General features: G+C 55.6%; 23 protein-coding genes and 1 pseudogene. 7 read left to right on the top strand and 17 right to left on the bottom strand.

The window, feature by feature from the left end:
• Positions 1–290 precede the first annotated feature (290 nt).
• A complete protein-coding gene (gene eptA, locus ACLHDD_RS18905; protein ID WP_427105379.1) occupies positions 291–1,931 on the top strand; it encodes a phosphoethanolamine transferase EptA in 1,641 nt (546 codons plus the stop codon).
• A gap of 65 nt (positions 1,932–1,996) precedes the next feature.
• Here the strand turns inward: eptA and ACLHDD_RS18900 are convergent, their stop codons facing one another.
• The 12 genes and pseudogenes from ACLHDD_RS18900 to ACLHDD_RS18845 all read right to left on the bottom strand — a co-directional run bounded on the left by ACLHDD_RS18900 (position 1,997) and on the right by ACLHDD_RS18845 (position 11,144).
• Entirely contained in the window at positions 1,997–2,674 is a 678-nt protein-coding gene (locus ACLHDD_RS18900) for an anti-sigma factor (protein WP_427105378.1), read from the bottom strand.
• Positions 2,671–3,219 carry a sigma-70 family RNA polymerase sigma factor gene (locus tag ACLHDD_RS18895; RefSeq protein ID WP_427105377.1) on the bottom strand — a complete coding sequence of 183 codons (549 nt, stop codon included), beginning with the start codon at positions 3,217–3,219 and terminating at the stop codon, positions 2,671–2,673. The genes ACLHDD_RS18900 and ACLHDD_RS18895 overlap by 4 nt, the downstream gene beginning before the upstream one ends.
• 60 nt (positions 3,220–3,279) lie before the next feature.
• The gene (locus tag ACLHDD_RS18890) at positions 3,280–3,840 is read right to left on the bottom strand and encodes a fasciclin domain-containing protein (protein ID WP_199559976.1); all 561 of its coding nucleotides are present in this window, start codon (positions 3,838–3,840) and stop codon (positions 3,280–3,282) included.
• Positions 3,841–4,097: 257 nt separating this feature from the next.
• Positions 4,098–4,877, bottom strand: coding sequence for an ATP-binding cassette domain-containing protein (locus ACLHDD_RS18885; protein ID WP_427105376.1), 780 nt, complete (start codon positions 4,875–4,877; stop codon positions 4,098–4,100).
• Complete coding sequence (locus ACLHDD_RS18880; RefSeq protein ID WP_427105375.1) at positions 4,874–5,560, bottom strand: ABC transporter permease; 687 nt, start codon at positions 5,558–5,560, stop codon at positions 4,874–4,876. The genes ACLHDD_RS18885 and ACLHDD_RS18880 overlap by 4 nt, the downstream gene beginning before the upstream one ends.
• A 9-nt stretch (positions 5,561–5,569) precedes the next feature.
• Positions 5,570–6,295: an ABC transporter permease gene (locus ACLHDD_RS18875; RefSeq protein WP_427105374.1), complete on the bottom strand. Its 726-nt coding sequence runs from the start codon at positions 6,293–6,295 to the stop codon at positions 5,570–5,572.
• Positions 6,296–6,301: 6 nt separating this feature from the next.
• Positions 6,302–7,150 (bottom strand): transporter substrate-binding domain-containing protein, encoded by an 849-nt coding sequence (locus ACLHDD_RS18870; protein WP_427105373.1) that lies wholly within the window; start codon positions 7,148–7,150, stop codon positions 6,302–6,304.
• A 19-nt stretch (positions 7,151–7,169) separates the two neighbouring features.
• Complete coding sequence (locus tag ACLHDD_RS18865; RefSeq protein ID WP_427105372.1) at positions 7,170–8,357, bottom strand: M20 metallopeptidase family protein; 1,188 nt, start codon at positions 8,355–8,357, stop codon at positions 7,170–7,172.
• Positions 8,358–8,738: 381 nt separating this feature from the next.
• Positions 8,739–9,459: pseudogene (locus ACLHDD_RS18860) on the bottom strand (DJ-1/PfpI family protein).
• A gap of 105 nt (positions 9,460–9,564) precedes the next feature.
• Positions 9,565–9,792 (bottom strand): alpha/beta fold hydrolase, encoded by a 228-nt coding sequence (locus ACLHDD_RS18855; RefSeq protein ID WP_427105371.1) that lies wholly within the window; start codon positions 9,790–9,792, stop codon positions 9,565–9,567.
• A 363-nt stretch (positions 9,793–10,155) separates the two neighbouring features.
• The gene (locus ACLHDD_RS18850) at positions 10,156–10,479 is read right to left on the bottom strand and encodes an AzlD domain-containing protein (RefSeq protein WP_427105370.1); all 324 of its coding nucleotides are present in this window, start codon (positions 10,477–10,479) and stop codon (positions 10,156–10,158) included.
• Positions 10,476–11,144, bottom strand: a complete 669-nt coding sequence (locus ACLHDD_RS18845) for an AzlC family ABC transporter permease (protein WP_427105648.1) — start codon at positions 11,142–11,144, stop codon at positions 10,476–10,478. Before ACLHDD_RS18845 ends, ACLHDD_RS18850 begins: the two co-directional genes overlap by 4 nt.
• 111 nt (positions 11,145–11,255) lie before the next feature.
• On the opposite strand from ACLHDD_RS18845, the gene ACLHDD_RS18840 reads away from it, so the two are divergent.
• Positions 11,256–11,804 (top strand): helix-turn-helix domain-containing protein, encoded by a 549-nt coding sequence (locus ACLHDD_RS18840; RefSeq protein ID WP_427105369.1) that lies wholly within the window; start codon positions 11,256–11,258, stop codon positions 11,802–11,804.
• Here ACLHDD_RS18840 and ACLHDD_RS18835 read toward each other — a convergent pair whose 3' ends face one another.
• On the bottom strand, positions 11,805–12,143 hold the full coding sequence (locus tag ACLHDD_RS18835) for an ASCH domain-containing protein (RefSeq protein WP_427105368.1): 339 nt from the start codon (positions 12,141–12,143) through the stop codon (positions 11,805–11,807).
• Between the two features lie 114 nt (positions 12,144–12,257).
• Here ACLHDD_RS18835 and zigA point away from each other — a divergent pair, with 114 nt between their 5' ends.
• Entirely contained in the window at positions 12,258–13,487 is a 1,230-nt protein-coding gene (zigA, locus tag ACLHDD_RS18830) for a zinc metallochaperone GTPase ZigA (protein WP_427105367.1), read from the top strand.
• 93 nt (positions 13,488–13,580) lie between these two features.
• Positions 13,581–14,759, top strand: coding sequence for an NAD(P)/FAD-dependent oxidoreductase (locus ACLHDD_RS18825; protein WP_427105366.1), 1,179 nt, complete (start codon positions 13,581–13,583; stop codon positions 14,757–14,759).
• 2 nt (positions 14,760–14,761) lie between these two features.
• Here ACLHDD_RS18825 and ACLHDD_RS18820 read toward each other — a convergent pair whose 3' ends face one another.
• The gene (locus ACLHDD_RS18820) at positions 14,762–16,132 is read right to left on the bottom strand and encodes an aldehyde dehydrogenase family protein (protein WP_427105365.1); all 1,371 of its coding nucleotides are present in this window, start codon (positions 16,130–16,132) and stop codon (positions 14,762–14,764) included.
• A 457-nt stretch (positions 16,133–16,589) separates the two neighbouring features.
• Between ACLHDD_RS18820 and ACLHDD_RS18815 the strand changes: the two genes are divergently transcribed.
• From ACLHDD_RS18815 to ACLHDD_RS18805, 3 genes are all read left to right on the top strand, one after another.
• A complete protein-coding gene (locus ACLHDD_RS18815; RefSeq protein ID WP_010246820.1) occupies positions 16,590–17,519 on the top strand; it encodes a RepB family plasmid replication initiator protein in 930 nt (309 codons plus the stop codon).
• 1,568 nt (positions 17,520–19,087) lie between these two features.
• A complete protein-coding gene (locus ACLHDD_RS18810; RefSeq protein WP_427105364.1) occupies positions 19,088–20,287 on the top strand; it encodes an AAA family ATPase in 1,200 nt (399 codons plus the stop codon).
• Between the two features lie 7 nt (positions 20,288–20,294).
• The gene (locus ACLHDD_RS18805) at positions 20,295–21,266 is read left to right on the top strand and encodes a ParB family protein (protein ID WP_427105363.1); all 972 of its coding nucleotides are present in this window, start codon (positions 20,295–20,297) and stop codon (positions 21,264–21,266) included.
• Between the two features lie 1,078 nt (positions 21,267–22,344).
• Here ACLHDD_RS18805 and ACLHDD_RS18800 read toward each other — a convergent pair.
• Genes ACLHDD_RS18800 through ACLHDD_RS18790 form a run of 3 tightly spaced genes read right to left on the bottom strand, consistent with a single transcriptional unit; the run spans position 22,345 to position 25,510 of the window.
• Positions 22,345–23,355 carry a transketolase family protein gene (locus ACLHDD_RS18800; RefSeq protein WP_427105362.1) on the bottom strand — a complete coding sequence of 337 codons (1,011 nt, stop codon included), beginning with the start codon at positions 23,353–23,355 and terminating at the stop codon, positions 22,345–22,347.
• A gap of 1 nt (position 23,356) precedes the next feature.
• Complete coding sequence (locus tag ACLHDD_RS18795) at positions 23,357–24,199, bottom strand: transketolase (protein WP_427105361.1); 843 nt, start codon at positions 24,197–24,199, stop codon at positions 23,357–23,359.
• A 12-nt stretch (positions 24,200–24,211) separates the two neighbouring features.
• Entirely contained in the window at positions 24,212–25,510 is a 1,299-nt protein-coding gene (locus ACLHDD_RS18790; RefSeq protein WP_427105360.1) for an MFS transporter, read from the bottom strand.
• Between the last annotated feature and the right edge of the window lie 23 nt (positions 25,511–25,533).

Raw genomic sequence — 25,533 nt, 5'->3', positions numbered from 1 at the left:
ATGAATAGTCTTAAATGAATTAGAGTGATCTTAATCACATAATTTCAATTAAAACATCATCAACTGTAGTAAAAATTTCATCGCTGCTTAACAGTATCGGCCCGGCAGAGGTTTTAACCCTTTCCCCTGTTCCTCTGGTAAAGGTTTAACGTGACATCTCATTAATAACGCACAGCCTCGGACTGCATTTATTCGCTTTGCACGACGAATAATTCTGATTGATTCCTGTAAACCCATTCAGAAATTACTTTTCATTTGCTTAGTTTACCTCAGGGTTACGGAATACCTTCATGCCACGAATCAGATTCAGTCAGCCCGTGTTACACCGCGTGACGTTCATTATTTTATTCTCACTCTATATTTCGGTTTTCCTTAACCTTCCTTTTTACCGCCAGGCCAGTTCACTCATTCCGCTAAACGGTGCGGGTAACATATTCTTTTTCCTTTCTATGCCGGTGGTGGCGTTCAGCGCCATTAATGTAGTGGTGACGCTCGCCTCCTTTTTGTGGCTCGACAGAATCACCATTGCGTTATTTGTCATGATTGCCGCCACCGCGCAGTATTTTATTCAGCACTACGGCATCGTCCTTGATCGTTCGATGATCACCAATATGGTGGATACGACGCCCGCTGAAAGCCTGGCGCTGCTGACGCCTCAGATGATCCTCGTCATTCTGGCGAGCGGAGTGTTGGTCGCGGCGCTGGCTTTCTGGCCCAGGTTTAAACATGCCGTTCCGGTGTGGAAAGGTATTGTACAGCGCGGCATCAGTCTGGCGATCTCTCTTGTTATCATCGCCCTGATTGCCCTGCTGTTTTATAAAGATTACGCCTCGCTGATTCGCAACAACCACTCGCTGCTAAAGTCACTCAGCCCCTCGAATTTCATCGCCGCCTCACTCTCTTACTACAGCCATCGCGAGCGGGCCAACCTTCCGCTGGTGAAAATAGGTGAGGATGCCCGTCAGCAGCCGCAGATGCTGAACGGCCCGAAAAAGAACCTGACGATCCTGGTAGTAGGTGAAACCTCACGCGCCGCCAATTTCTCTCTGGGCGGTTATGACCGGGAAACCAATCCGTTGCTCGCAAAACAGGACGTCATCTACTTTCCGGCGACCTCTTCCTGCGGCACCTCCACCGCCGTCTCCGTTCCCTGCATGTTCTCAAATATGCCGCGTCGCCATTATGACGATGCACTGGCCAGCCATCAGGAGGGCCTGCTGGACATCCTGCAGCGCGCCGGGCTGAGCGTGTTATGGAATGAGAACGATGGCGGCTGCAAGGGTGCGTGCGAACGGGTGCCGAATCAGGAGATGACCGATCTTAATCTGCCGGAGATGTGCATCAACGGCGAATGCTATGACGATGTGCTTTTTCACGGGCTGGAGGCGTACATCAGCCAGTTGCAGGGCAATGGCATTATCGTGCTGCACACCATTGGCAGTCACGGGCCCACCTACAACCACCGCTATCCCCCGGCGTTCCGCAGATTTACACCCACCTGTGAAACGAAACAGATTCAGGAGTGCTCCCAGGCGCAGCTGATCAACACTTATGACAATACGATCCTCTATGCGGACTACATCGTTGATAAAGCGATCACGTTACTCAAAGCCCATCAGGATAGATTCACTACCAGCCTGATCTATCTCTCAGACCATGGTGAGTCTCTGGGCGAGAACGGTGTTTATCTGCATGGTCTGCCCTACGCGATTGCGCCCGACGTCCAGACCCACGTTCCGCTGCTGATCTGGCTGTCGCCTGACTACCAGCAGCGTTACGGCGTGGACTACCACTGTCTGGACCAGCACGCCGCGACGCAGAAATATTCCCACGACAATCTTTTTTCCACGCTGCTGGGGATGACGGGCGTGCAGACCCGGGAATATGTCGCCGCTGACGATATTCTGGCGAGCTGCAGACGTCAGCCCTGAGTCCCGGCCCGGCAGCACAGCCTGCTGGCGGGCCGGATGATTAACAGCGCGGGTCTGCGGCCCAATCAGAGCAGTGTGACCCTGCCCTGGAAAACGACCGGCCCCGATGGCCCGGCCTGTTTAGAGCCGCCCAGCGGTTCAAGACTGACCGCCAGCACCGTCTGGTTGTCCAGCGCGCCGGCAGGCAGTTTAAAGGCGTTACCCTCGCGACGCGCGATCAGACCCAGCGACTGTGGTGCGGCACTGCCTTTGATCAGCCATAGTTCAAAGTTTTTATCCGCAGGTAGCGTGATGTTCAGGGCAGATACCTCAATCAGCGAAGCGGACTTATCCAGACTCACCACAAACTGCGCATCAGGCTGCGCCCCGCTGAGCACCGCCACCGGCTGCAGAGCAGGGGTGACATCGGGCCTGGTCACGTAACTGACGATCAGGAAGCCCGCCAGCGCCGCCGCCAGCCCCCAGCCGAGCCAGAATCCGGGATGAACGGATGTGCGGGGTGCAGAGGCTGCGGGTGCGGCGCGGCTGAGATCCCGCTCAATCCGCTGCCAGACGCCGGGCGCAGGCGCGACCGCCGGAGTGATGCGATCGAGTCCGCTAAAGGCTTTCTGCCAGTGCAGCACCTCGGCAGCAAAAGCCACGTCCTCATTAAGCCGTTTATCCAGCGACTGACGGGTGGCGTCATCGGTCAGCCCAAGCACATATTCCGCGGCGACAAGGTCTTCGTTTTCCTGAGCACTCATAGGCCTATGCACTCCCGCAGATGGGTTAACGCGCGACGGATCCAGCTTTTTATGGTGCCTTCCGGCTGGCTCAGGGAGAGGGCAATTTCACTCTGCGACAGGCCACGATAATAGGCGAGCGAAAGCGTCTGACGCTGTTCTGGCGGCAGATGCGCCATACAGTGCTGAAGACGGCGCGCCTCTGCATGTCCGCCATCGGCAGAGAGCGGGGTATCAAAGCCCGCTTCCGCTTCGGTGATCTCCTCCATGGAACAGCACCGGTTCTCATGTTTTCGCAGAAAATCGATCGCCCGATTGCGGGCAATGTGACAGAGCCATATCTGCGGTTCGCTGCGCCTGTCGTCGTAATAGGTTGCCGATTGCCAGATCTGAAGGAAGGTGTCGTGGAGGATCTCTTCTGCCCAGTCACGGCGCCGGACCATACGCAGGATAATGCCGAACAGCTTCGGAGAGAGGCTGTGATACAGCTGCGCCAGCGCGGCTTTGTCGCCGCAGGCAATCTGATTCATTAACTCAGCCTGAATGTGAGGCACGTTTTTTGTCATCGTCTTCCCTGTTAAAGGTGTAGCCACATCAGTGGCTACACACAGTATAGATGACACTTTTTATGGCATCAGCACGGTATCGATAACGTCAATGACGCCATTACTCTGGTTCACATCATAGGTGGTGATATTGGCAATGTTGCCCTGGGCATCTTTCAGCTGGATGTTGTGCGGGCCGTTCGCCATCACCCACAGCGCGCCACCCTGCACCGTTTTCAGTTCGGCTTTACCGCCACCCGCTTTAATTTTTTTCTGCAGCGCTTTCATATCCAGTTTCCCGGCCACGACATGATAGGTCAGCACGCTGGTGAGTTTCTGTTTGTTTTCGGGTTTCAGCAGGGAGTCGACGGTACCCTGTGGCAGTTTTTCGAACGCGGCATTAGTCGGCGCGAAAACGGTAAACGGCCCTTTGCCTTCCAGCGTCGGCACCAGACCCGCCGCTTTAACGGCCGCCACCAGCGTGGTGTGATCTTTGGAGTTAATGGCGTTCTGTACAATATTTTTCGACGGGTACATCGCTGCCCCACCGACCATCACCGTGTCGCTGTCCATGGTCGCTGCATAAGAGGCACCGCTGAAAACTAAAGCAGAAAAAAGCAGAGCTGGCATGAATGGTTTCATTTTCACTTTCCTCATTGAGTTTACGGACAGGGCCGATGTGCCCTTATCTGTTAATACGAATGAGCAGGGAAAACGGATGCAAAAAATTTTAATTTTTTTTGAGAAATGATCGGATAACAATCAATATTCTGATTCTTAAAAGATTTATCTGCGCGAACGGTGGCGGGCAGAAACGAAACCAGCCGCGTCATCCGGGTGACGGAATGGCACGGCATAGCACTGCGGCTGAACCACAGGGCAATTCAGGCTTTGCAGCGTCAGCCTGCGTTACGCTCAAAATGGCTGTTCACAAAGGCGCGACAGCGCGGGGAGATGGGATCCAGAAACACCTGTTCCGGTGAGCCGGACTCTTCGATCATACCCTGATGCAAAAATACTGCCTTGTTCGACACGTCGCGTGCAAAGCCCATCTCATGCGTCACGATGATCATAGTGCGCCCCTCCTCCGCCAGGCCGCGAATAACCCGCAACACCTCCCCCACCAGCTCCGGATCCAGCGCAGAAGTCGGTTCATCAAAGAGTATCGCTTTCGGCTGCTGCGCCAGCGCCCGGGCAATCGCCACGCGCTGCTGCTGTCCGCCTGAGAGCTGTGACGGCCAGGCATCCCGTTTTGCATAGAGCCCCACCTTCTGCAGCAAGGCTTCGGCTTCCTCGAGTGCCTCTTTGTGAGGACGCTTCTGCACATGGACGGGTGCTTCAATGATGTTCTGCATCACCGTTTTATGCGGCCACAGGTTGAAGCTCTGAAACACAAAGCCGAGCTGCATCCGCATCAGCTTGATGCGACGACGCTGCTCGCGGCTCAGTTTCTCATCGGCATTATCCAGCGTGACGCTGACGTCGCCGACGGCGATCTCCCCCGCCTGTGGCACCTCCAGAAACGGGATGCAGCGTAACAGCGTACTTTTTCCCGACCCGCTGGCTCCGATCAGTGAGATGACGTCGCCGTCCTGCGCAGTCAGACTGATGTCATGCAGCACTTCGTGTCCCGCATAACTCTTTCTGAGGTGGCTCAGCATGATGGTAGGTGCGGTCATGAGCGTGCTCCGAAATAGTAAGGTGATAAGCGTCGTTCCAGCATAGATACCCCTTTACTGACCAGGATGGTCAGTAGCAGGTAGATCAACGCCGCGCTCAGGAACACCTCCAGCGCCCGGAACGTAGACGAGACGATGGAGTCGGCAATGCCGGTCATCTCCATCAGGCTGATGGTGCTGACCAGAGATGTCGCTTTGATCATGGAAATGATTTCATTGCTGTAGGCGGGTAACGCCTGGCGGACCGCAATCGGTAAGGTGATGCGGGTGAAGATCTTATACGATGACATACCCGACACTTTCGCCGCCTCCAGCGACTGCTGACTGACAGCGCGCAGCCCGCCGCGCAGAATTTCCGAGGTGTAGGCCGCATCGTTAAGGATGAGTGCCAGCAAGCCGCACCAGTAAGGATCGCGCAGCAGTGGCCAGAAGAGGCTCTCCCGCACCGCCGGTAAACTGCCCAGCCCATAGTAGACCATGAAGATCTGGATTAGCAGCGGCGTGCCGCGAAACAGCCAGACGTAGAACCGGCAGAACAGGCTGCCGACGCGCGTCATGCGCAGCAGATTCAGCAGCAGCGCCAGCGCGCCGCCGCCCAGCAGGGAAAGCAGCGCCAGGTTTACCGTCAGCGGTAATCCTTTCAGCAGTGCCAGCAGCGTCTGCTGTAAAAACATGATATCCACGTGGACTCCTTATCCCTTTACGCGCTGTTGACCGCGCATTGAAAACTTTTCCACGTAGCGGAAAACCATATCGGAACAGGTGGTGATAATCAGGTAGATCACCGCCCCGACGCTGTAGAAGAAAAAGGACATCTGGGTCGAGTTTGCGGCGGTGGAGACCTGGTTCATGGTTTCCACCAGCCCGGTCACGGAAACCAGCGCCGACTCTTTAATCACCGACTGCCACTGATTGCCCATGCCCGGCAGGGCAGTCCTTAACGCCTGTGGCACAATAATGCGACGAAACATCATCAGCCGGCCCATGCCGGTTACGGTGGCCGCTTCCAGCGTGCCGCCCGGAATAGCATAGAAGGCGCCACGGAACACGCCGCTCTGATAAGCCCCTGAGATCAGCCCGATAGCAATCGCGCCGGCCACAAAGCCGTTGACATCAAACGGCCCCTGAAAGCCCAGCGCGGTGCCGACGGCGGAGACGACCTGCCGTCCGCCGAAATAGAAGAGATAGATAACCAGCAACTCCGGCACGCCGCGGAACAGCGTGATATAGCCAGCCGCCAGCCGCTGCTGCCAGCGCGAACCGGCAATCTGCATCCAGCTGAGCACGCTGCCCAGCACCGCTCCCAGCAGCCAGGCGCAGAGTGACACACTGACGGTGACGGCGGCGGCGTTAAGCAGTACGCCGCCCCATCCCTCATCCCCGAAGCCCAGTATCTGCCAGTCAATATTCATCAGCATCCGGCGCTACGCTTTCGGCGCGACATCTTCGCCGAACCATTTGATCGACAGTTTGCTCAGCGTTCCGTCTTTGATCATCGACTCCAGCGCCTGATTCAGCGCCTGTTGCAGTTCGCTGTTACCCTTGCGCAGGCCAATTGCCGAGCCGGCACCCAGCACGCCACCGGTGAAGCCATAGCCGCTGCTGCTGATCGCATCGCTCTGTTTTTTCACAAAGGCGTTGAGGTTGGTGCGTGACGCCATCACTGCATCAACGCGGCCATTCAGCAGATCGGCGTAGGTTTCCGGACCGGCCTGATAGGTGCGGATCGTAGCGACATCGCCCAGGTACTTCTGCAGGAAATCTGCCTGGATGGTGGCGACCTGCACCGCAATGGTTTTCCCTTTGAAGGTCGTTTTCAGATCGTCGATCGCTTTTTTCATTCCGGCTTCGTCATCTGCGGCGACGACCGTGCCGCTGCCCGGCAGGGTCGCCAGCGGACTTTTTTTCGCGGTCACAAAGCTGGAGACGCTGACGGTGTACTGATGCGTAAAGTCAATCGCTTCGGCGCGTTTTGGCGTTACGGTCACCGCATCGACCACGGCATCATATTTACCGTCGATCAGTCCCGGGATCATGCCTGACCACTTCTGCGCGATGATTTCATATTTAAAGCCCGCACGCTTCGCCAGCTCCGCCACCATATCCGGCTCATAGCCGACGATTTTGCCGCCTGGCGTCATCTGATTAAACGGAGGATAGGCCGCTTCGGTCGCAAATTTCAGGGTGCCAAAATCTTTCGCCTGGCTGAACGCGGAGGTGGCAAGCAGCGCCACAGTCAGTGACGCCATGAACAGGCGATTACGCATCATCATAAAAACCTCATTGTTATAATTAAGAGAGTAAATCAACTGCAAGGCGCGTCAGCGCCTGCGTCCCGGCGGCAATGCTGCGTTCATCCGGCTGATAGTCGGAGTTATGCAGGTGGTCATCACGGCCCGGTGTGGCAGAACCAATATGGATCTGGCAGCCGGGTGCGCGTTCCGTAAACAGTGAAAAATCTTCGGCTCCAAAGCTCGCGCTGGGCTGTGCGACGATCGTCTGGTCAAACTGATGCGACAGAATGGTTTCCAGCGCATCGATCAGGCGATCGTCGTTCATCAGCGGTGGCACGCCACGCTGGAAGTTGACGTCGATGCGCACATTCTGCGCCAGGGCGACCCCTTCACACATCCGTTTGAATGAGGCTTCCATGGCCGCGCGGACCTCAGGCGATTTCGTCCGAATCGTGCCCTGAAACAGGCAACTGTCAGGAATGATATTGTGGGTAGTTCCGCCCTGGATGTGTCCAATCGTCAATACGGCGGAGTGTGCCGGATCGCGTTCGCGCGAGATCAGGGTCTGCAACTGGCTGATAAGATGAACGGTAGCGATAATCGGGTCGGTGCCCATGTGCGGGCGGGCCGCATGGGTTGAGACGCCGTGCACCGTTACATCAAATTCGTCGCTGGAGGCTGTGCTGGCTCCGCGCGTCAGGGCGATCTCACCCGCAGTCAGCTCAGGTTTGTTATGCAGGGTGACGGCCCAGTCGATGCCGTCTGCAACGCCATCCGCAATCATGGCGGCCGCGCCGCTTTCAGGCGTCTCTTCCGCAGGCTGGAATATCAGACGGACCCGGCCTTTGAGCTGCTGACGGTAGTGCGGCAGGATCGTCGCCACACCCAGCAGGGTTGCCGTATGAATGTCATGCCCGCAGGCATGCATTTTTCCGGGATAGCAGCTGGCAAAGGGTAAACCGGTCTGCTCATGGATAGGCAGCGCGTCCATATCGGCGCGCAGCAGCAGCGTTTTACCCGGCTCTGCGCCCTCGATATCGACCACAACCCCGGTGCGGCCAACGCCACTGCGGGGATGAAGCCCCAGCGCCTGCAGGTAGTCGGTCACCAGAGCGGCTGTTCGCACCGTATCAAAACCTAATTCCGGATGGGCGTGGATATCCCGTCGAATCGCGACTAACTGCGATTCGAGTTCATTAACTCTGGCTTTTATTTCCCCGGCCAGTCGTGCTTTTTCCTGATTCATAGCAGCCCCGGCAATATGCGATCGACACGTTCAGGCCGACCTTCTTTTTATTCACCCTGATGGCGGATGATGATGACCATTTATTTATTCACAGCACGTTGCAGAAAGCAACGCGGAATAAGCGGCAATCTATCAATATAAATCAATAAGATAGAATAAATTATTGGAAAGTCGTATGAGATAGCAGCGGATCAGCAATAATATTAATAATCTTCCTCGTGACATTACTTTCCCTACTTTCCCGACGGGATAATTGTTTTTATCCCGCCATCAAAAATAAGTCAGCGCTATTTTTGCTGACATTACGGCGTATGCATCCGGAATAAAGAATTGAAAACCGTCGGGCGAAACGGCGCAACCTGACCTGGCTTCCGGATGAGGTCAGCCTGTTCCGGTCCCGGCTCCGGGGTCACGCGGCTGAGCCTGCAGCCGGGCTGCGGCTTTTTCCGTTGCCGCACGACGTGTGGCGATAAAGGGTGCCATCTGAGCCTGCGCCTGTGCCACCTCCTGTGGCGGAGCGGGGTGAACCACTGCTGAAAGGAGGGGCAGGGTCATATTCCATCTGCAACTGCACCGCTCTGGCGGTTTCTTCGTCCGCGATTTCCGCTACCAGCGTCAGCGCAAAATCGATGCCAGAGGTCACGCCCGCGCCGGTGATACGGTTGCGGTCGCGCACCACGCGCTGGCTGACGGGTTCAGCGCCCAGCAGAGCCAGCTGATCGAGGGAACCCCAATGGCAGGTGGCACGATATCCCTGCAGCAGTCCGGCCGCCCCCAGCACCAGCGATCCCGTACAGACGGACGTCACCCACTGCACCCGTTCTGCCTGCTGCCGCAAAAAATCCAGCGTGACCGTATCTGACATCAGGGCGATCTGCCCCGGCCCACCGGGTACACAGATCACATCCAGCGGTGGACAGTTCGCAAACGTCATGGTCGGCACAATCGACAGGCCACGATCGGAACGCACCGGATGACAATCTTTCCAGATCAGGAAGCATTCGACGCCCGGCGTGCGTGCGAATACCTCCCAGGGGCCGGTTAAATCGAGCTGGGTGACATCAGGAAACAGCAACAGTCCTATCTTCATCAGAGGGTTCATGCATTAATTTCGGGAATACAGTGGCGTCCATCATGCCCGTATCGCTGTTCAGATAGCAATGCGCACACCGCGGCCGGGAGCGGATTTCCTGAGCGCCGCAGCGCATTACGGCAGTGCCTCTGCGATTGCCTCACGCTGCCGGGTAAAAAAACGGGTCAGAATATCCGCCAGCTTTTCGGGTTGCTCATCCGGAATAAAGTGGCCACAGTCAGTAATTGTTTCACCATAGACCTGCTGCGCAACGGCACGTAACGGCACAGCCATATCAGGAATCGAGCCCCGGTCGGCACTCACCGCCAGCAGCGGCAGAGAGAGTTTTCCCCTGCCGCGCACGCTGGCGATTCTGCACTGCGGACTGCTCAACCGCGCGGTAGAACGCAAGTCCGGCTCGCAGTGCGCCTGGCTGGCGAAAGACACGCAGATATTAACGGCGCGCCGCCGGATCGATGCGATGCGGGCTGGCGGCTTTCTGATTAAAAAAACCAGTCGAGGTACTGGTCTTCTCTGCCTGCGATCAGGGCTTCCGGCAGGTCGTGCACACAGTGAAACGCAAAGTGCCAGATCTTCCTGGCGCGTCCCCCACCAGCGGCAGCGTCTCCGGAAGCGTAATGTCTGGGATACCCGCATCCAGCAGCGCCACGCGGCTGATTTTTTCGCTGTACCGGGCCGCCCGGCTGAACGCGCGGAAGAAGAGCGTCAGGCCACGCCGAGAAAACGCAGCAGCGCTGTCATCATCGCGGCCCCCAGAATGATCATGATCAGTGGTGCCCGCCGCCAGGCCAGCAACAGCGCAAAACCTACGCCTGCCACCCGCGCCACTCCGGCAAAATGCTGGCCTTCGAACAGGGTGGTGGTTGCTGCAACTGCCAGCAGCAGTATTGTGGCCGCGTCAGAGAGCATCTGCTGCGTACGCTCACTGATGGGAAGCCGGTTTCCCAGCCGGACGCCTGCAAAGCGCATCAGATAGGTTCCGGCAGCCAGCAGGGCGATGCCAGCGATGATCAATCCCGGATGCGTCATTTACGCGATCTCCATGTCAGCAGTCCCAGTAACGAAAACAGCACCGGCATGCCCGCCGGAACCAGTGGCGTCGCCAGCAGTGAGAGGAGTGCGCCAACGGTAGCGGGTATCCGGGTGCGACGCTGACGCAGCGCCGGGAAGATCAGGGCGATCAGAATGGCCGGGAAGACGGCATCCAGGCCAATCATGGAGACATCCGGGATGAACTGCCCTATTGCCGCGCCGGTCATTACGCTGACCGGCCAGATCAGGCCAATCCCAATCCCGCACAGCCAGTAGGCGCTGCGTCGCTGAGCCAGTTGCGGCTGAGAGATGCCAAACACCACGCTTTCATCGTTCATGATGTGACAGCCAAACCAGCCTGACGGGCCCCTGCCCACAAGATCCTTTACCGCAATACCAAACGGCAGGTGACGCGCATTGACCAGCAGACCGGCAGCGGCAGCGGTAAACGGACTCCCCCCGCCTGCTACGATGCCGATAAACAGGAACTCCGAGGCCCCTGCCAGCACCAGTGTTGATAAGGCCAGCGGCACCCAGAGCGGAAAGCCGTCGGCGGAGGCCAGCGAACCGTAAGAAAGGCCAACAATTCCATCCGCCAGGCAGACCAGGAAAATAGCCTTTATTACCCCTTTATCCAGTAACTGCAACTGCGGAAAAATCATCATCTCATCTCATAATGAACGTATAATCCGATATAATGAACAGACGGACGTCGTTTTACAAGATGAACGTATTGTTCGATATAAAAAACATTCAGGTTATCAGGAGTGCGTTTGAATACCCCTATCAGCATTATTGCCCATGCCCTCGTCCGGGAACGTCAGCGATCAGGGTTGTCACTGGCTGAAGTGGCGCGGCGCGCTGGCATTGCAAAATCCACGCTTTCCCAGCTGGAGGCAGGGAACGGCAATCCGGGCATCGAAACCCTGTGGTCGCTCTGCGTAACGCTGAATATTCCGTTTTCGCGGCTGCTGGAGCCGGATGCCCGCCGTCTGCAGGTGATCCGGCGCGGGGAAGGCCTGACGGTGACGGCTGACCTGGCGGATTATCAGGCCGTTCTGCTGGCCTCCTGCCCGCCCGGTGCGCGGCGTGACATCTATCTGCTGGAGGTTCAGCCCGGCAGCGAGCGCGTTTCACAGCCCCATATTCCCAATACCATCGAGCACATCATTATCGCCAGGGGGCGTGCGCGGGTGGGACCGGTCGACAGTGCGGTCGATCTGGACGTGGGAGATTACATCACCTATCCGGGCGATGAGCTGCACATGTTCCGGGCGCTTGAACCCGATACGCTGGCGCTACTGGTGATCGAACACACCTGATCATCGCATAGCGAGCTTCGCCTCTGTCTGCGCGGGGGTGAGGTGATGGATGAGCTGCACCTCGCTGCTCAGGCAGATAGCCGGATAGTGTTCGCGCATCCCCGCCAGGAGCCACGCATCCGGCCATTCCGCCGCTTTTCCCAGCCGCGCAGCCACCTCACTTAAACGCAGGGTCTCAACGTGCGTCACCCACACAGTGACCGCGTCGGCTGCATCGTGCCGATTTTCCAGTCTCAGCAGGCCAGGGACGATCGTTCCCTCCTGCCAGCGTATCGTCGAGGTTTTTTCGCCGCGCCTGACGGCCGGCATCAGGCGCGGAACGAGTGAGAGTTGCTGCATTTTGTCTCCTGCTCATCAATGTATCCGGATAACTGAACACAAATTCTGGTTGAAAACAAAACCCTTAGTGTTATGTTATAACATAATAATTAATGTGCACATTAAGGTAATGCTATGACCCTCTCCTCAGTCACTCCCCTCGATCCCCGCCTGCCGGTAGCGGTGCTCTCCGGCTTTCTTGGCGCAGGCAAAACCACCCTGCTTAACCATATCCTGAACAACCGCGAAGGGAGGCGGATCGCGGTCATCGTCAATGATATGTCTGAGATCAATATCGATGCGGCACTGGTGCGCAACGGCGGCGCAGAACTCTCCCGTACCGATGAAAAACTGGTCGAGATGAGCAACGGCTGCATCTGCTGCACGCTGCGTGAAGACCTGCTGCTGGAGGTGAAACGTCTGGCGCAGGCCGGTCGGTTCGACCACCTGGTGATTGAATCCACCGGCATTTCCGAACCCCTGCCGGTGGCGGAAACGTTTACCTTCGAAGATGAAGAAGGGGAAAGTCTGTCGGCGTACGCCCGGCTGGACAGCATGATCACGGTCGTGGATGGCCTCAACTTCCTGCGGGATTACCGCTCGGTCGACGATCTTCGGTCGCGTGGTGAGTCGCTGGGCGAACAGGATGAGCGCTCTGTGGTGGATCTGCTGGTGGATCAGATTGAATTCTGCGATCTGCTTATACTCAACAAAACAGATCTGCTCAGCCCGGCGGAACGCCACGAACTGCAGGGCATGCTCCACGCGCTCAACCCGCACGCCCGTATTGTGGAGAGCGAATTTGGTCAGGTACCGCTGGACGCGCTCCTGAATACCGGCCGGTTCGATTTTGATCGGGCGGCTCAGGCACCCGGCTGGCTGCAGACGCTGCGCGGAGAGCATCAGCCGGAATCGGAGGAGTATGGCATCCGGAGCTTTGTCTATCGCGCCCGTCGGCCGTTTCATCCGCAGCGTTTCTGGCAGGTGGTGAACCATGAGTTTGACGGGATCGTTCGTTCCAAAGGCTACTTCTGGCTGGCCAGCCGCCCCGACTATGCCGGACTCTGGTCGCAGGCGGGCGCGGTGGCGCGTCAGGGGTATGCCGGTCGCTGGTGGGCCAGCGTTCCGCGATCTGACTGGCCGCAGGATGCAGAGTCCCTTAACTTCATCGCCGAGCAGTGGCAGGAAGGCACCGGGGATGCGCGTCAGGAGCTGGTCTTTATCGGTATCGGGATGGATGAGCCGCGCATCCGTGCGGCGCTGGAAAGCGCGCTGCTGACAGCGCAGGAGATGGCGGCGGGCCCTGAACAGTGGGTTACGCTTGCGGATCCGGTTCCCGCCTGGTTCGATGAGGTAACGGCCTGACGCAACGGTTGACGGCATGGCCAGGCGCCGTAATAGTGAAATAACCGCGCGGGCGACGATCGCCCGCCGATCCTTTTTCAGGAGTCGCCGCAGATGCCGCAACGTATTGCCGTTATTGGTGCAGGTGTGCTGGGTTTAGCCGTGGCACAGTCCCTTTCCCGTCAGGGCGCGCAGGTCACCGTTTTCGACAAAGGCTACCCTGGCGGCGGTACCAGCCAGATCAGTTATGCCTGGGTAAATGCCAACGGCAAGGATCCCGCCAGCTATCACGAACTCAATGCGCGTGCGACAGAGGAGCACCGGCGCTGGCAGGCCAGCCATCCGGCATCGCCCCGCTGGCTGATGGAAACCGGTACGCTGGAATGGGCAGGAGATCCCGCTATCCATCAGCAGCTGACCCGGCGTGCCGCGAAACTCACGGCGCTGGGTTATCCCTGTGAAACACGCGACCGGGATGCGCTGCTCAGCGCCCTGCCCGGTCTCCGGCTTGATCCCCGCGTTCAGCAGGCGTGGTTTTTTTCCTCGGAATGCCTGCTCTTTCCCAGCCTTTATATAGCCTCTCTGCTGGCCGATCTGCATGCCAGCGGGGGTCAGCTCGTTTCACAAAGTGAAGTCATCACGCTGGCGGAATCAGGCCGGAATGTGCATCTGACGCTGGCCAGCGGCGAAGAATGGCGCGGCGATCAGCTGGTTCTGGCCACCGGCCGCTGGGCACCTGAACTGCTCAGCCAGTGCGGACTCGAACTGGCGATGACCGATGCGAATCGCGCCGATCCGGTCGCCTGCAGTTTTCTGGCCTACACCCAGCCGCTGCCAATCCCGCTTAACTGCAATCTGATCACGCCGGAACTTAACGTACGGCCGGAAGGCGGAGGCCGCCTTATGCTGCAGGCGCTCGATCTGGATCAGCATGCCGATCCGGCCCGCCCGGTATCACCGGATGGGCTGATTGGCAAAGAGATGCTGCGACGGCTGCAGCGGCTGTTCATGCACAGTGAGGGAGCAATAATTGAGAAGATTGAAACCGGGCAGCGGTCGCGCCCGGCTGACGGACTGCCAGCGGTGGGATATCTCAGTGAATCGTCGAAGATTTATCTGATGGTCACCCATAGCGGCATGACTCTTGCTCCGCTGCTGGGCAGGCTGGTGGCGGAGGAGATGCTGAGCGGTGCTGCCTCACCGATGCTGAGCGATTTTGCACCGCATCGGCTACTGGCTCCGCTCAGTGTGGGTATAAAGAGCGCACCCGCCTATCTGCCTGCAGCACAGTAAAATCAGCGGCGATTTTTCCACACGGTCTGCACGTTACAGAATTCGTGCACACCAAAGTGCGACAGTTCACGACCATAACCGCTCTTCTTGACACCACCAATGGTGACGCGCGGATCGGAAGCGCCGTTACCGTTCACAAATACGGCTCCGACTTCCAGCTGCAGTGCCAGCCGATCGGCAGTCTCTTCGTTGCCACTCCAGACCGTGGCGCTGAGGCCAAACTCACTGTCGTTGGCGATCTCAAGCGCATGCTGGGGATCCCGTGCGACCGCAATCGCGGCAACCGGGCCAAACAGCTCCTGACGAAACGCCGTCATGCGGCTGGTGACATCCGCAAGGATCGTTGGTGCGTAGTAGTTACCCTGCCCGGCGACCTTTTCGCCGCCCAGTACCAGACGTGCCCCTTCTGCCAGCGTGGCCTTGACCTGGCCGTCGAGCTCGTCACGCAGATCGGCGCGCGCCATCGGGCCCAGAAATGTCTGCTCGTCCAGCGGATCGCCCATAGTTAGTGCCTGAACAGCTGCTGTAAAGCGTTTTTCAAACTCGTCGGCGATTGGCGCTTCTACAATAAAGCGTTTGGCGGCCATACAGACCTGCCCGGTGTTCTGGAAGCGTCCAATAACGGCAGATTTAACAGCTTCATCGAGATCGGCATCAGCCAGCACGATGAAAGGATCCGATCCGCCCAGTTCCAGCACGGTTTTTTTCAGGGCAGCACCCGCCTGCGCAGCAATGGCGGCTCCTGCGCGGACGCTGCCGGTAACGGCGACTGCGGCGATCCGGTCATCTTTAATCGCGATGGAAACACCGTCGTTATCGACGTTAATGAGATTAAAACCGCCTGCGGGCAAATCGGTTGCCCTGAACAGCTCAGCCATCAATGTGGCGCTTCCCATGACGTTAGGTGCGTGTTTCAGCAGATAGGTGTTACCTGCCAGCAGCATGCTGACAGCGCCTCGCAGAACTTGCCACAGGGGGAAATTCCACGGCATGACGGCCAGAATGACGCCAATTGGGCGAAATCGCTGCCATGCGTCCGCAACCTGAGTCGGCTGGTCGGCAAGCATTGCCGGGCCATGTTCAGCATACCAGTCGCATAAATTCGCGCATTTCAGGACTTCAGCGCGGGCCTGTGCAATGGGTTTTCCCATCTCCAGTGTGATCATGCGGGACAATTCCGGTTCGCGCTGACGCAGCTGTTCACCCAGCTGGCGTAATACACGCACTCTGTCCGCCATATCGCTCTGCTGCCATCGGGCGTACGCGGCAGCGCTCTCTGTCAGTGCCTGCTCCAGATCTGATGCAGACTGTAAAGGCCAGCGTGCCAGAATTTCACCCGTTGCAGGGTTACGTGATAGGACATGGTCAGTCATGATGCCGTTTTCCTCATTCTGTCGGTGATGAAAAAACGATACGCGCTTTGGTTAGTGATGAAAAATGAATAATAGTGAGGAAGTTGTTTACTAAAAATGAACGAACAGCGTTCTGTCCGCTCTGTTACTGTGCAGGATCCTTCAGATGCAATTATTTTAGCTACCCGAACCGGCAGCTGAAGTTCGACGAATTCTGATGTTTTCCACTTATACAGTGATTAGATCCTAAAAAATGATCCTTAACAGATCATAAAGAGATCCTAAGAGATCCCCGATCGCCGCAGGCCGCGCCTGCCAAGGGCTGAAAGGGTGATCGTGTTCACTGTAATCAGTAAAGTGTTCACTGTAATCAGTACTTTATTCACTGTACCAGGTAGAATGTTCACTATAAACAGTGCTAATGTTCACTGTAGTCAGAAAACGATCCCTTTCATCCACAGAATGAAGATCTTAAGCCATGGCAGATAAAGACAACGAAAACAAAGCGTTACTTGAACCTTTTCTGTCAGTGACAAAAAACAGTGGTGAAGTTATTCAGCTTCATCCCAACAAAAATAATACGGTCCAGCCGGTGGCGTTAATGCGTCTTGGACTGTTTGTGCCGACGCTGAAATCGACGGCGCGCGGTAAATCCGGGGCGATGGCTTCGACAGATGCCACCAAAGAGCTGAAGAATTTGACGCTGGTGAAAGCCGAAGGCTACGAAAAGATTACCATTACTGGCGCGCGTCTGGACATGGATAATGATTTCAAAACCTGGGCTGGTATTATTCAGTCTTTCTCGCGCTATCCGACTAAAGGCGATACGGTGACGCTGCCGTTCATCGACTTTGTGAAGATGTGTGGTATTCCTTCGGCTAACTCCTCCGCTGCGCTGCGAAAGCGTCTGGATGCCTCTCTGCGCCGGATAGCGACCAATACCCTCTCCTTTGAAGGTAACGGAAAGGCGTATCATACTCACCTCGTTCAGTCTGCGTATTACGATCGCGAAAAAGATATCGTGCGTATTCAGGCTGATCCCAAGCTGTTTGAACTCTATAATTTCGACCATAAGGTGTTGCTTCAGCTTCGTGCCATTTCCCGTCTTAAACGCAAAGAGTCAGCTCAGGCGCTTTACACTTTCCTGGAGAGCCTGCCAACCAATCCCGCGCCAATATCGCTTGCGCGTCTGCGGATGCGCCTGAACCTGGGTTCCAAGACCACAACGCAGAATCATGTGGTGCGGCGCGCCATGGAGCAGCTCAAAGAGATCGGCTATCTCGATTACTCAGAAGTAAAACGCGGGCGCTCTGTCTTCTTTATCATCCACAGCCGCACGCCCAAGCTCGATGGCATCAGTAATCTGGAGAGTATTGATTCGCTGGATGAAATTGAGTTTGATGACTGAGCGCGTACATTCACTGTAAACAGTTAACCCTGTGGCAGTGTCACGTTCTCGGCTTTCGATGATGACAGGTCAGCTACTCAGTATTCACTGTAATCAGTTCTTATCCCCTGTTCACTGTAATCAGCATCGTTCACTATAATCAGTATTCAGCGTCTCAGATGCAGGCATATCTGCTATTCCTTTTTTCTTCTCACACCACTCCATAAGACCTCGACTGTAAGTGTGTACTTACATACTTTATATAAGCGGTATCTCACTGGTTCTCTGCTGATTACAGTGAATGCTCTGATGCCCACTGAACAAGGCTACTGATTACAGTGAATGTTACTGATTACAGTGAATGATTGCGCCCCGCCCTGCTGTTAAGGCTGTAGTTAAGGCCGGGCGGCCTGCTGGATAGCCTTCTGAGATGGACGGGTGACACTGTTACTGATTACAGTGAATACCCGCAGAAAAACAGCCTGTGTTAATGCGTTCCGGGTTTGCTTACTGATTACAGTGAACGTTAACAGCTGGGGCGATTCTCCGCATTTGATATGCGTCAGTCCGGGAATCACTGCGTTTCTACTTATTACAGTGAACACTTACTGATTACAGTGAATGTCCTCAGAAATCAGGGTTGATCCCGCTGTACTGTTTACTGATTACAGTGAACGACGAATCACAAAGCCTGATAGCGCATAACCTGATGTAAGCCATAACAGTGTCTTCTGCCAGCCCTGACTCTTCATGCTGATGTATGGCGCTTTGGCTCTGTTCAATATCAGCAGCTGACCGTACAAGTTCATGCATTAGCGGTTATTGCGAGGTTTAATCATGTTTTCAGGCATGCGCCTGCATTTCTCTGCAAAAATTTCCGCCTTACTGATTACAGTGAATGTTCTGTCACAGGCCTGATTCTTTATTGACTATAGTCAACGTTTTGCTGTTCTGCGGTTACTGATTATAGTGAACATCAGGCAATGCTCATTTTTGCGATAAAGATCACAGTTAATTCTGAATATTTTCTCGCCACTTCTGACGGTTTTTACACCGTTAGTGATACAGACTTTAAAGGTCTACTGATTACAGTGAACGTCTGGCAGAAAGGAGTGCGTTGACTGAACAGTAGCACTGCTGATTACAGTGAATGTATGTCAGAAAGAAAAATCAGAAGCAGTGGAACACTGATTACAGTGAATGTCTGATGCGCTACGTCTGCTTTTTTCTGCATACAGATCAGGACACCCAGCATGAACCGCCCTTTCAGTGCTTCGGGTTACTTTTACTGATTACAGTGAACATTCACTTTTTCTGAACGCTTTTCAATCAACAGACTGTCCGTTTTTTTATCCTGCCCGATAATTGCCCCCCTCCCTGACTGAATACAGTGAATGTTTTACTGATTACAGTGAATCCTTCCAGGCCGGTGGCGCGGTTATTCTGACAGGGCAGTTGCAATAGTGTGATGAACCTCACCAGAACCCGTGCAGTTGCATACAATCGCAGATGATGTTGAGAAGATAAATTATTGCCTCATGTGCAGGATTTATGTATAAAGTCGTAAATCCTACATATCTGGAGCAACCATGGCTAATGATGATAAGCAGGTGATGAAGGTCGCACAGCGTTCAGAACGCATGCTGCTGAGTCTCACTGAACAAATCCAGGCACAGAAGCAGGAACTGCACGAAAACACTTATTATCAGGTCTATGCCAAAGCGGCACTGGCGAAGTTGCCTAAACTGACCCGGGCCAGTGTGGATTATGCTGTCAACGAGATGGAAGAGAGCGGCTATCAGTTTGATAAACGTGCAGCCGGATCTTCCGTTAAATATGCCATGTCGATTCAGAACATTATCGATATCTACCATCATCGTGGCGTGCCGAAGTACCGGGATCGCCACCATGAGGCCTACACCCTGTTTGTGGGCAACCTGAAGGGGGGGGTTTCTAAAACGGTATCCACCGTTTCCCTGGCGCATGCGCTGCGCGCTCATCCTCACCTGTTATATGAAGATCTGCGGATACTGGTCATTGACCTCGATCCACAATCCTCTGCAACGATGTTTCTGAATCATGAGCGTTCAGTCGGACTGGTAGAAGCGACGGCCGCGCAGGCGATGCTGCAAAACGTTTCCCGTGATGAACTGATTAACGAATTTATCGTGCCGTCAATCATTCCGGGTGTAGATGTGCTGCCTGCGTCAATTGATGACGCTTTTATCGCCTCGCGCTGGGATGAGCTGTGCGCGGAACATCTGCCTCAGCAGAACATTCATGCTGTGCTGTACGACAATGTCGTCGCCAGGCTTAAAAAAGACTATGACTTTATATTTATCGACAGTGGTCCGCATCTGGATGCGTTTTTGAAAAATGCGATTGCGGCTTCCGATCTGCTGATGACACCCGTTCCGCCTGCTCAGGTTGATTTCCACTCGACATTGAAATATCTGACACGTCTGCCGGAGCTGATTGCGATTATCGAAGATTCGGGTGCAACTTGTCGCCTGCAGGGCAATATCGGCTTTATGTCCAAACTGTCCAATAAAGCCGATCACAAGCTTTGTCATAGCCTTGCAAAAGAGATTTTTGGTGGCGACATGCTTGATGCCGCCCTTCCGCGCCTGGATGGCTTCGAACGCTGCGGAGAGTCGTTTGATACAGTCATTTCCGCTAATCCTTCCACCTACGTTGGCAGCAGCGAAGCGCTGAAAAATGCGCGCTCAGCCGCTGAGGATTTTGCAAAAGCCGTGTTTGACCGTATCGAATTTATTCGCCTGAACTGAGGTTTGTATGAGCGCAAAGAGAATTACGATTGGCAGAACCTTCAGCCAGACTCCCCTGGAAAATGAGACGCCTGACAGCCAGCATAATCAGACTTTCGTGCTGGCCACGGGCAAGCGCGCGCTGTTTCGCTTTGAACGTGTTGCCGCTGCAGAGGTTGAGAGCAAAACCTTTGTGACGATGGAAACTAACGGACGCGACCAGGCGGGTCTGACGCCCGATTCACTGCGTGACATCATCCGCACGATTAAGCTGCAGCAGTTCTTCCCGGCCATTGGCGTTATGCGAGACGACCGTATCGAAATCCTCGACGGTTCGCGCCGCCGTGCCGCCGCGCTGCATTGTAAAACAGGCCTCGACGTGCTGGTTACGGATGCCGCCATTACCGCAGATGAAGCACGCAGGCTTGCGCAGGATATTCAGACAGCACGTGAACACAATCTGCGGGAAGTGGGTATGCGTCTGCTGACGCTGAAAGATGGCGGCCTGTCGCAGAAAGAAATTGCTGAAAATCAGGGACTCTCACAGGCGAAAGTTACCCGGGCCCTGCAGGCAGCCAGCGTGCCAGCCGATCTCATTACGCTTTTTCCGAATCATGCCGAGTTAACGTATCCTGACTACAAGGCGCTGCTGCAGGCCACGGACAGGTTAAGCGAATCCGGGCAAAGCATTGACACGTTGATCGATGCCATCTCGCGGGAGGTTGATGTTGTCCGTGCCCGCGAAGGTCTGGCTGAGGATGAACTGAAGAACCATATTCTGCGTTTGATCCGTCATGGCAGCCAGACGCTGGTGAAAGAGCCGGAAAAAGATAAAATGCAGGCGACAACGCTCTGGTCGTTCGCGGACAAAGATCGCTTCGCCCGTAAAAAAGTGCGTGGACGAATGTTCAGCTATGAGTTTAATCGTCAGTCGAAAGAGCTACAGGAAGAGCTGGATAAAGTGATCGCAGAGACGCTGAAGAAATATCTGAACCGATAATTGTTTCAGCCTGAATAAACCGGTGCGCTGCGCCGGTTTTTTTGCCTGCTCATCACCGTTTTATCTGAGATGAAGCCAATTTCAGGCTGAAATCGCCACCCTTTACCAGTGTTATCCATCGCTAACTTACTGAAATAAATCTTATTTTTTATTTATCGCCAGCCAGAAATCGCCATGCTTTTGTGTATTTTCAGGTGAGGTCAGATTCTGCTCTGTATCTTAGCGTAATTAATCAAAGCACATTATGAATCTGCACCAGGGTGTCGGCTGGCAGGCTTTCACGCTCTGAGCGCAGGCCGGTTCATTACGATAATGCAAGAGAAGAATTCCCTGCGCTGATTCATTTGTGACCAACCACTTTCCCCTTAGTGTACTGAACATCTGACTGCCTCCGGAGACAGGTTCGTCCTCTGGAAAACCCTTTCACAGCGAAACCTTCCGCCAGCACAAAATCGCAATTAACCTGCTGTTTATACAGATAAATAAAGAGAAATTTCAGGCTGAAATCGCCATAAGAGCTGGCGAAAGCGTCAAGTCTGTTATCCGTAAGCCTGAAAAAGAACGTCTTAAAAACAGTGTCACAGGTTGACAGCAAACGCCTGATTCCGGCGTGAAAAAAGATACTCAGAAAATATCCCTCAGTTATCCACAGAAAAAGTGGATAACTTTTTCCATGGGTTAAAATTTTTTTCGCGGCCTGTGAATGACACCTCTGCTGACTGAAAAATAGAACAGCTTCTGAGATAAAACTCTCTTCAGCATCGACCTGCGCCGTGGCTATGCATCGGCTGCGAAGCGTATCGGGAATTTTCTGAACCGCTCAGGCGCCAGATATCCTGCCGTCTGTTTAAGACAGTAGAGAAGCGAACTGTTTACAGTGAATCGGCATCGGCTGGTGTTTTCGGGTTTTGTAGCCGGTCGCCTGCCCCGGTTTCAGGCTTCGGTGGCCGGGTCAGGGCAGCGTAATGCGTTGTCCACTGCAATCAGTAAACCTGGGCGGGAAATAGTGATAGCAGACGCCTGAATTGTGCGCGACGTGGAGGGTAAAAACCGGGCCGGTGACCCGGTTAAGTCAGTCTTAGCCTTCCAGCCAGGCAGTAATTTGCTTCACTACTGCTTCGGTAGAAAGGCCATAGCGGTCATGCAGCGTGGGTAACGCGCCAGCAGCCAGAAATGCATCTGGTAATGCGATCTGTCTGAAGCGTGGCGTGACGCAATGTCGCATCAACAGCCCCGCAATCGCTTCGCCCAGCCCGCCAGTAATCGAATGGTTTTCTGCGGTAATTACCAGTTGGTTGTGGTGCAGCGCTTCCCCGGCTTCACGCAGGATCGTCTCCTCATCCAGCGGTTTGATCATGGGAGAATGTACGACGCCAATCTGAATGCCCTGCTTTTCCAGCACATCAGCCGCCTCCAGAGCACGCATGGTCATCAGCCCGCTGCTGATAATGACGGCATGCTTACCGCTGCGCAGGCGCTGAGCCTTTCCGTGCTGATAGCGATAGTCATATTTGTCCAGCACCAGCGGCACCTTGCCACGCAGCAGCCGAAGGTATACCGGCCCCTGATGTTCGGCAATAGCCGGAACGACCTGACTGATTTCAAGCGCATCGCAGGGATCGATAATGGTCAGGTTGGGCATTCCTCTGAAGATGGCAAGATCATCCGTGGCCTGATGACTCGGCCCGTAACCGGTCGTCAGACCGGGTAGCGCGCAGGCAATTCTGACATTCAGGTTCTCTTCGGCGATTGCCATGCAGATAAAGTCATAGGCGCGACGGGAAGCAAATACGGCATAGGTGGTGACAAAGGGCATAAATCCTTCCCGCGCCATGCCCGCTGCGGCACTCATCAGTAACTGCTCCGCCATGCCCATCTGATAAAAGCGCGCAGGAAAGGCTTCTGCGAACAGATGCAGATCGGTGTATTTGCTCAGATCCGCCGTCAGTCCGACCACATCAGAACGCTGCTGCGCCAGCAAAACCAGAGCATGACCAAAGGGGGCTGACACTGTAGGCTGGCCTTCTGCGGCGATAGACGCAATCATGGCTGAGGTGGTCAGCCGTTTTTTCTGCGGTTGGTTATTCATCTCAGACTCCCTGCTCCAGTGCGGTCAGTGCTTTGTCCCACTCATCGGCGTCGACGCGGATAAAGTGGGTCTTTTCACGGCTTTCCAGAAACGGCACGCCTTTGCCCATCCGGGTGTCGCAGATAATGACGCGCGGTTGCGGCCCCTCCCGGTTGCGTGCGGCGTCAAACGCGGCCTGCAGCGCAGGTATATCGTTGCCGTCGACCCGCTGGGTAAACCAGCCAAATGCCTGCCAGCGTTCCACGATAGGCTCAAAAGCCAGAATCTCGCTGCTGTGGCCGTCAGCCTGCTGATTATTGACGTCCACGATGGCGATCAGATTATTGAGTTGCCAGTGAGACGCAGACATCACGGCTTCCCAGGTTGAGCCCTCATTCAGTTCCCCATCTGAAAGCAGGTTATAGACCCGCGCCGTTGAGCCTTTCTGCTTCAGCCCCAGACAGGCACCTACCGCGATCCCCAGCCCGTGGCCCAGCGAACCGCCGGTGATCTCCATGCCGGGGGTGTAAGCCGCCATGCCGGACATCGGCAACCGGCTCTCATCGGTGCCGTAGGTTTCCCGCTCCGCTTCGGGAATGACGCCTGCTTCCAGCAGAGCGGCATACAGCGCGATTGCATAGTGGCCGATCGAAAGATAAAAGCGGTCACGCCCTTCCCATCCAGGTTCACCGGGCCGGTAGTTCAGGGCATGAAAATAGCTGACCGCGAGAAGGTCGGCTGCCCCTAATGCCTGCCCGATATATCCCTGGCCCTGTACCTGGCCCATCAGTAAGGCATGGCGACGGATGCGGGTGGCGCGTTGCTGTAAGGAGAGCGCGTCGGCTCTGCTTTGAGGATCTGTCATGTGACCTCCTGATTAACGATTAACGTCCGCCGCCCGGATGCGCAGCACGCAGAGCGCACCACTCAGCAGGACCGCAGCAATAAAGTACATGCCGGATGAGGGCGTGCCGGTTGCCGTGGTGATGGCACCGATTAGCCACGGCGAAAAAAAACCGGCGAGATTGGCAAAACAGTTCACTGCGGCGATGCCCGCAGCCGCAGAGACGCCGCCCAACAGATTGGTCGGCAGCATCCAGAACAGTGATGAGGCGGAAAGAATGCCTGCCGCAGCGAGACAGAGGCAGAGCAGAGAGAAGGCAGTGCTGTGACTCAGCAGCGTCGCCAGCGTCAGACCGATCAGACCAGTCACCATCGGCACGATGAGATGCCAGCGGCGTTCACGGCAGCGGTCGCCGCTGCGACCGGCGAGCAACATAAAAACGATGGCACAGAGGTAGGGCAGACTGGTCAGCAGACCTATATGCAGCGGCTCGCTCACGCCTGAGTTCCTCACCAGTGTCGGCAACCAGAACGTCAGGGCATACTGACCCATCACGACACAGAAATAGATCAGGGCCAGCAGCCACAGACGCCGGTCGGTGATGAACGCCCTCACCGTGCCGTGGCAGGCTTTTTGCTGATTATCCTCATCCAGGTCGGCACGTACCCGGCGCTTCTCGTCGTCGTCCAGCCATTCCGCCTGCTCAACACGATCCTTAAGCACCAGCAGCACGACTAAGCCCATTACTATGGTGGGTATGGCTTCCAGCAAAAACATCCACTGCCAGCCCGCCCAGCCGTGAAAGCCGGCAAAGGTGGCCATTATCCAACCGGAAAGCGGGCCGCCCAGCATTCCGGAAAGCGGAATGGCAACAAACCAGAGCACCGTCATACGCGCGCGACGATGCGCGGGAAACCAGTAGGTAAGGTAGAGCAGCAAGCCGGGCGCCAGACCAGCCTCGGCAACGCCCAGCAGAAAACGCAGCAGGTAGAACTGCCAGGCCGTTTCCACAAAGGCGAACAGCGCCGAGATCAGGCCCCAGCTAATCATGATGCGGGCAATCCAGCGACGCGCGCCGACCCGGTGCAGGATCAGGTTGCTGGGCACTTCAAAGAAGAAGTAGCCGATAAAAAAGATGCCGGCTCCCAGTCCGTAAACTGTTTCGCTCAGCGACAGATCGTCCATCATCTGCAGCTTCGCAAAACCCACATTGACACGGTCGAGATAGGCACAGAGATAACAGAGCATCAGCCAGGGCATCAGCCGCCAGGCAATTTTGCGATAGGTAATATCGCGCGCAGCCGAGGCTGCGCTCAGATTAAGCGTGGTCATGATGTTCACTCCCGAAGAGCGCC

The sequence above is a fragment of the Pantoea sp. NSTU24 genome (assembly GCF_050157905.1).
GTDB lineage: Bacteria > Pseudomonadota > Gammaproteobacteria > Enterobacterales > Enterobacteriaceae > Pantoea.
Note: the sequence above shows the minus strand (reverse complement) of the source record. Positions and strands in the feature narration are given on the sequence as shown.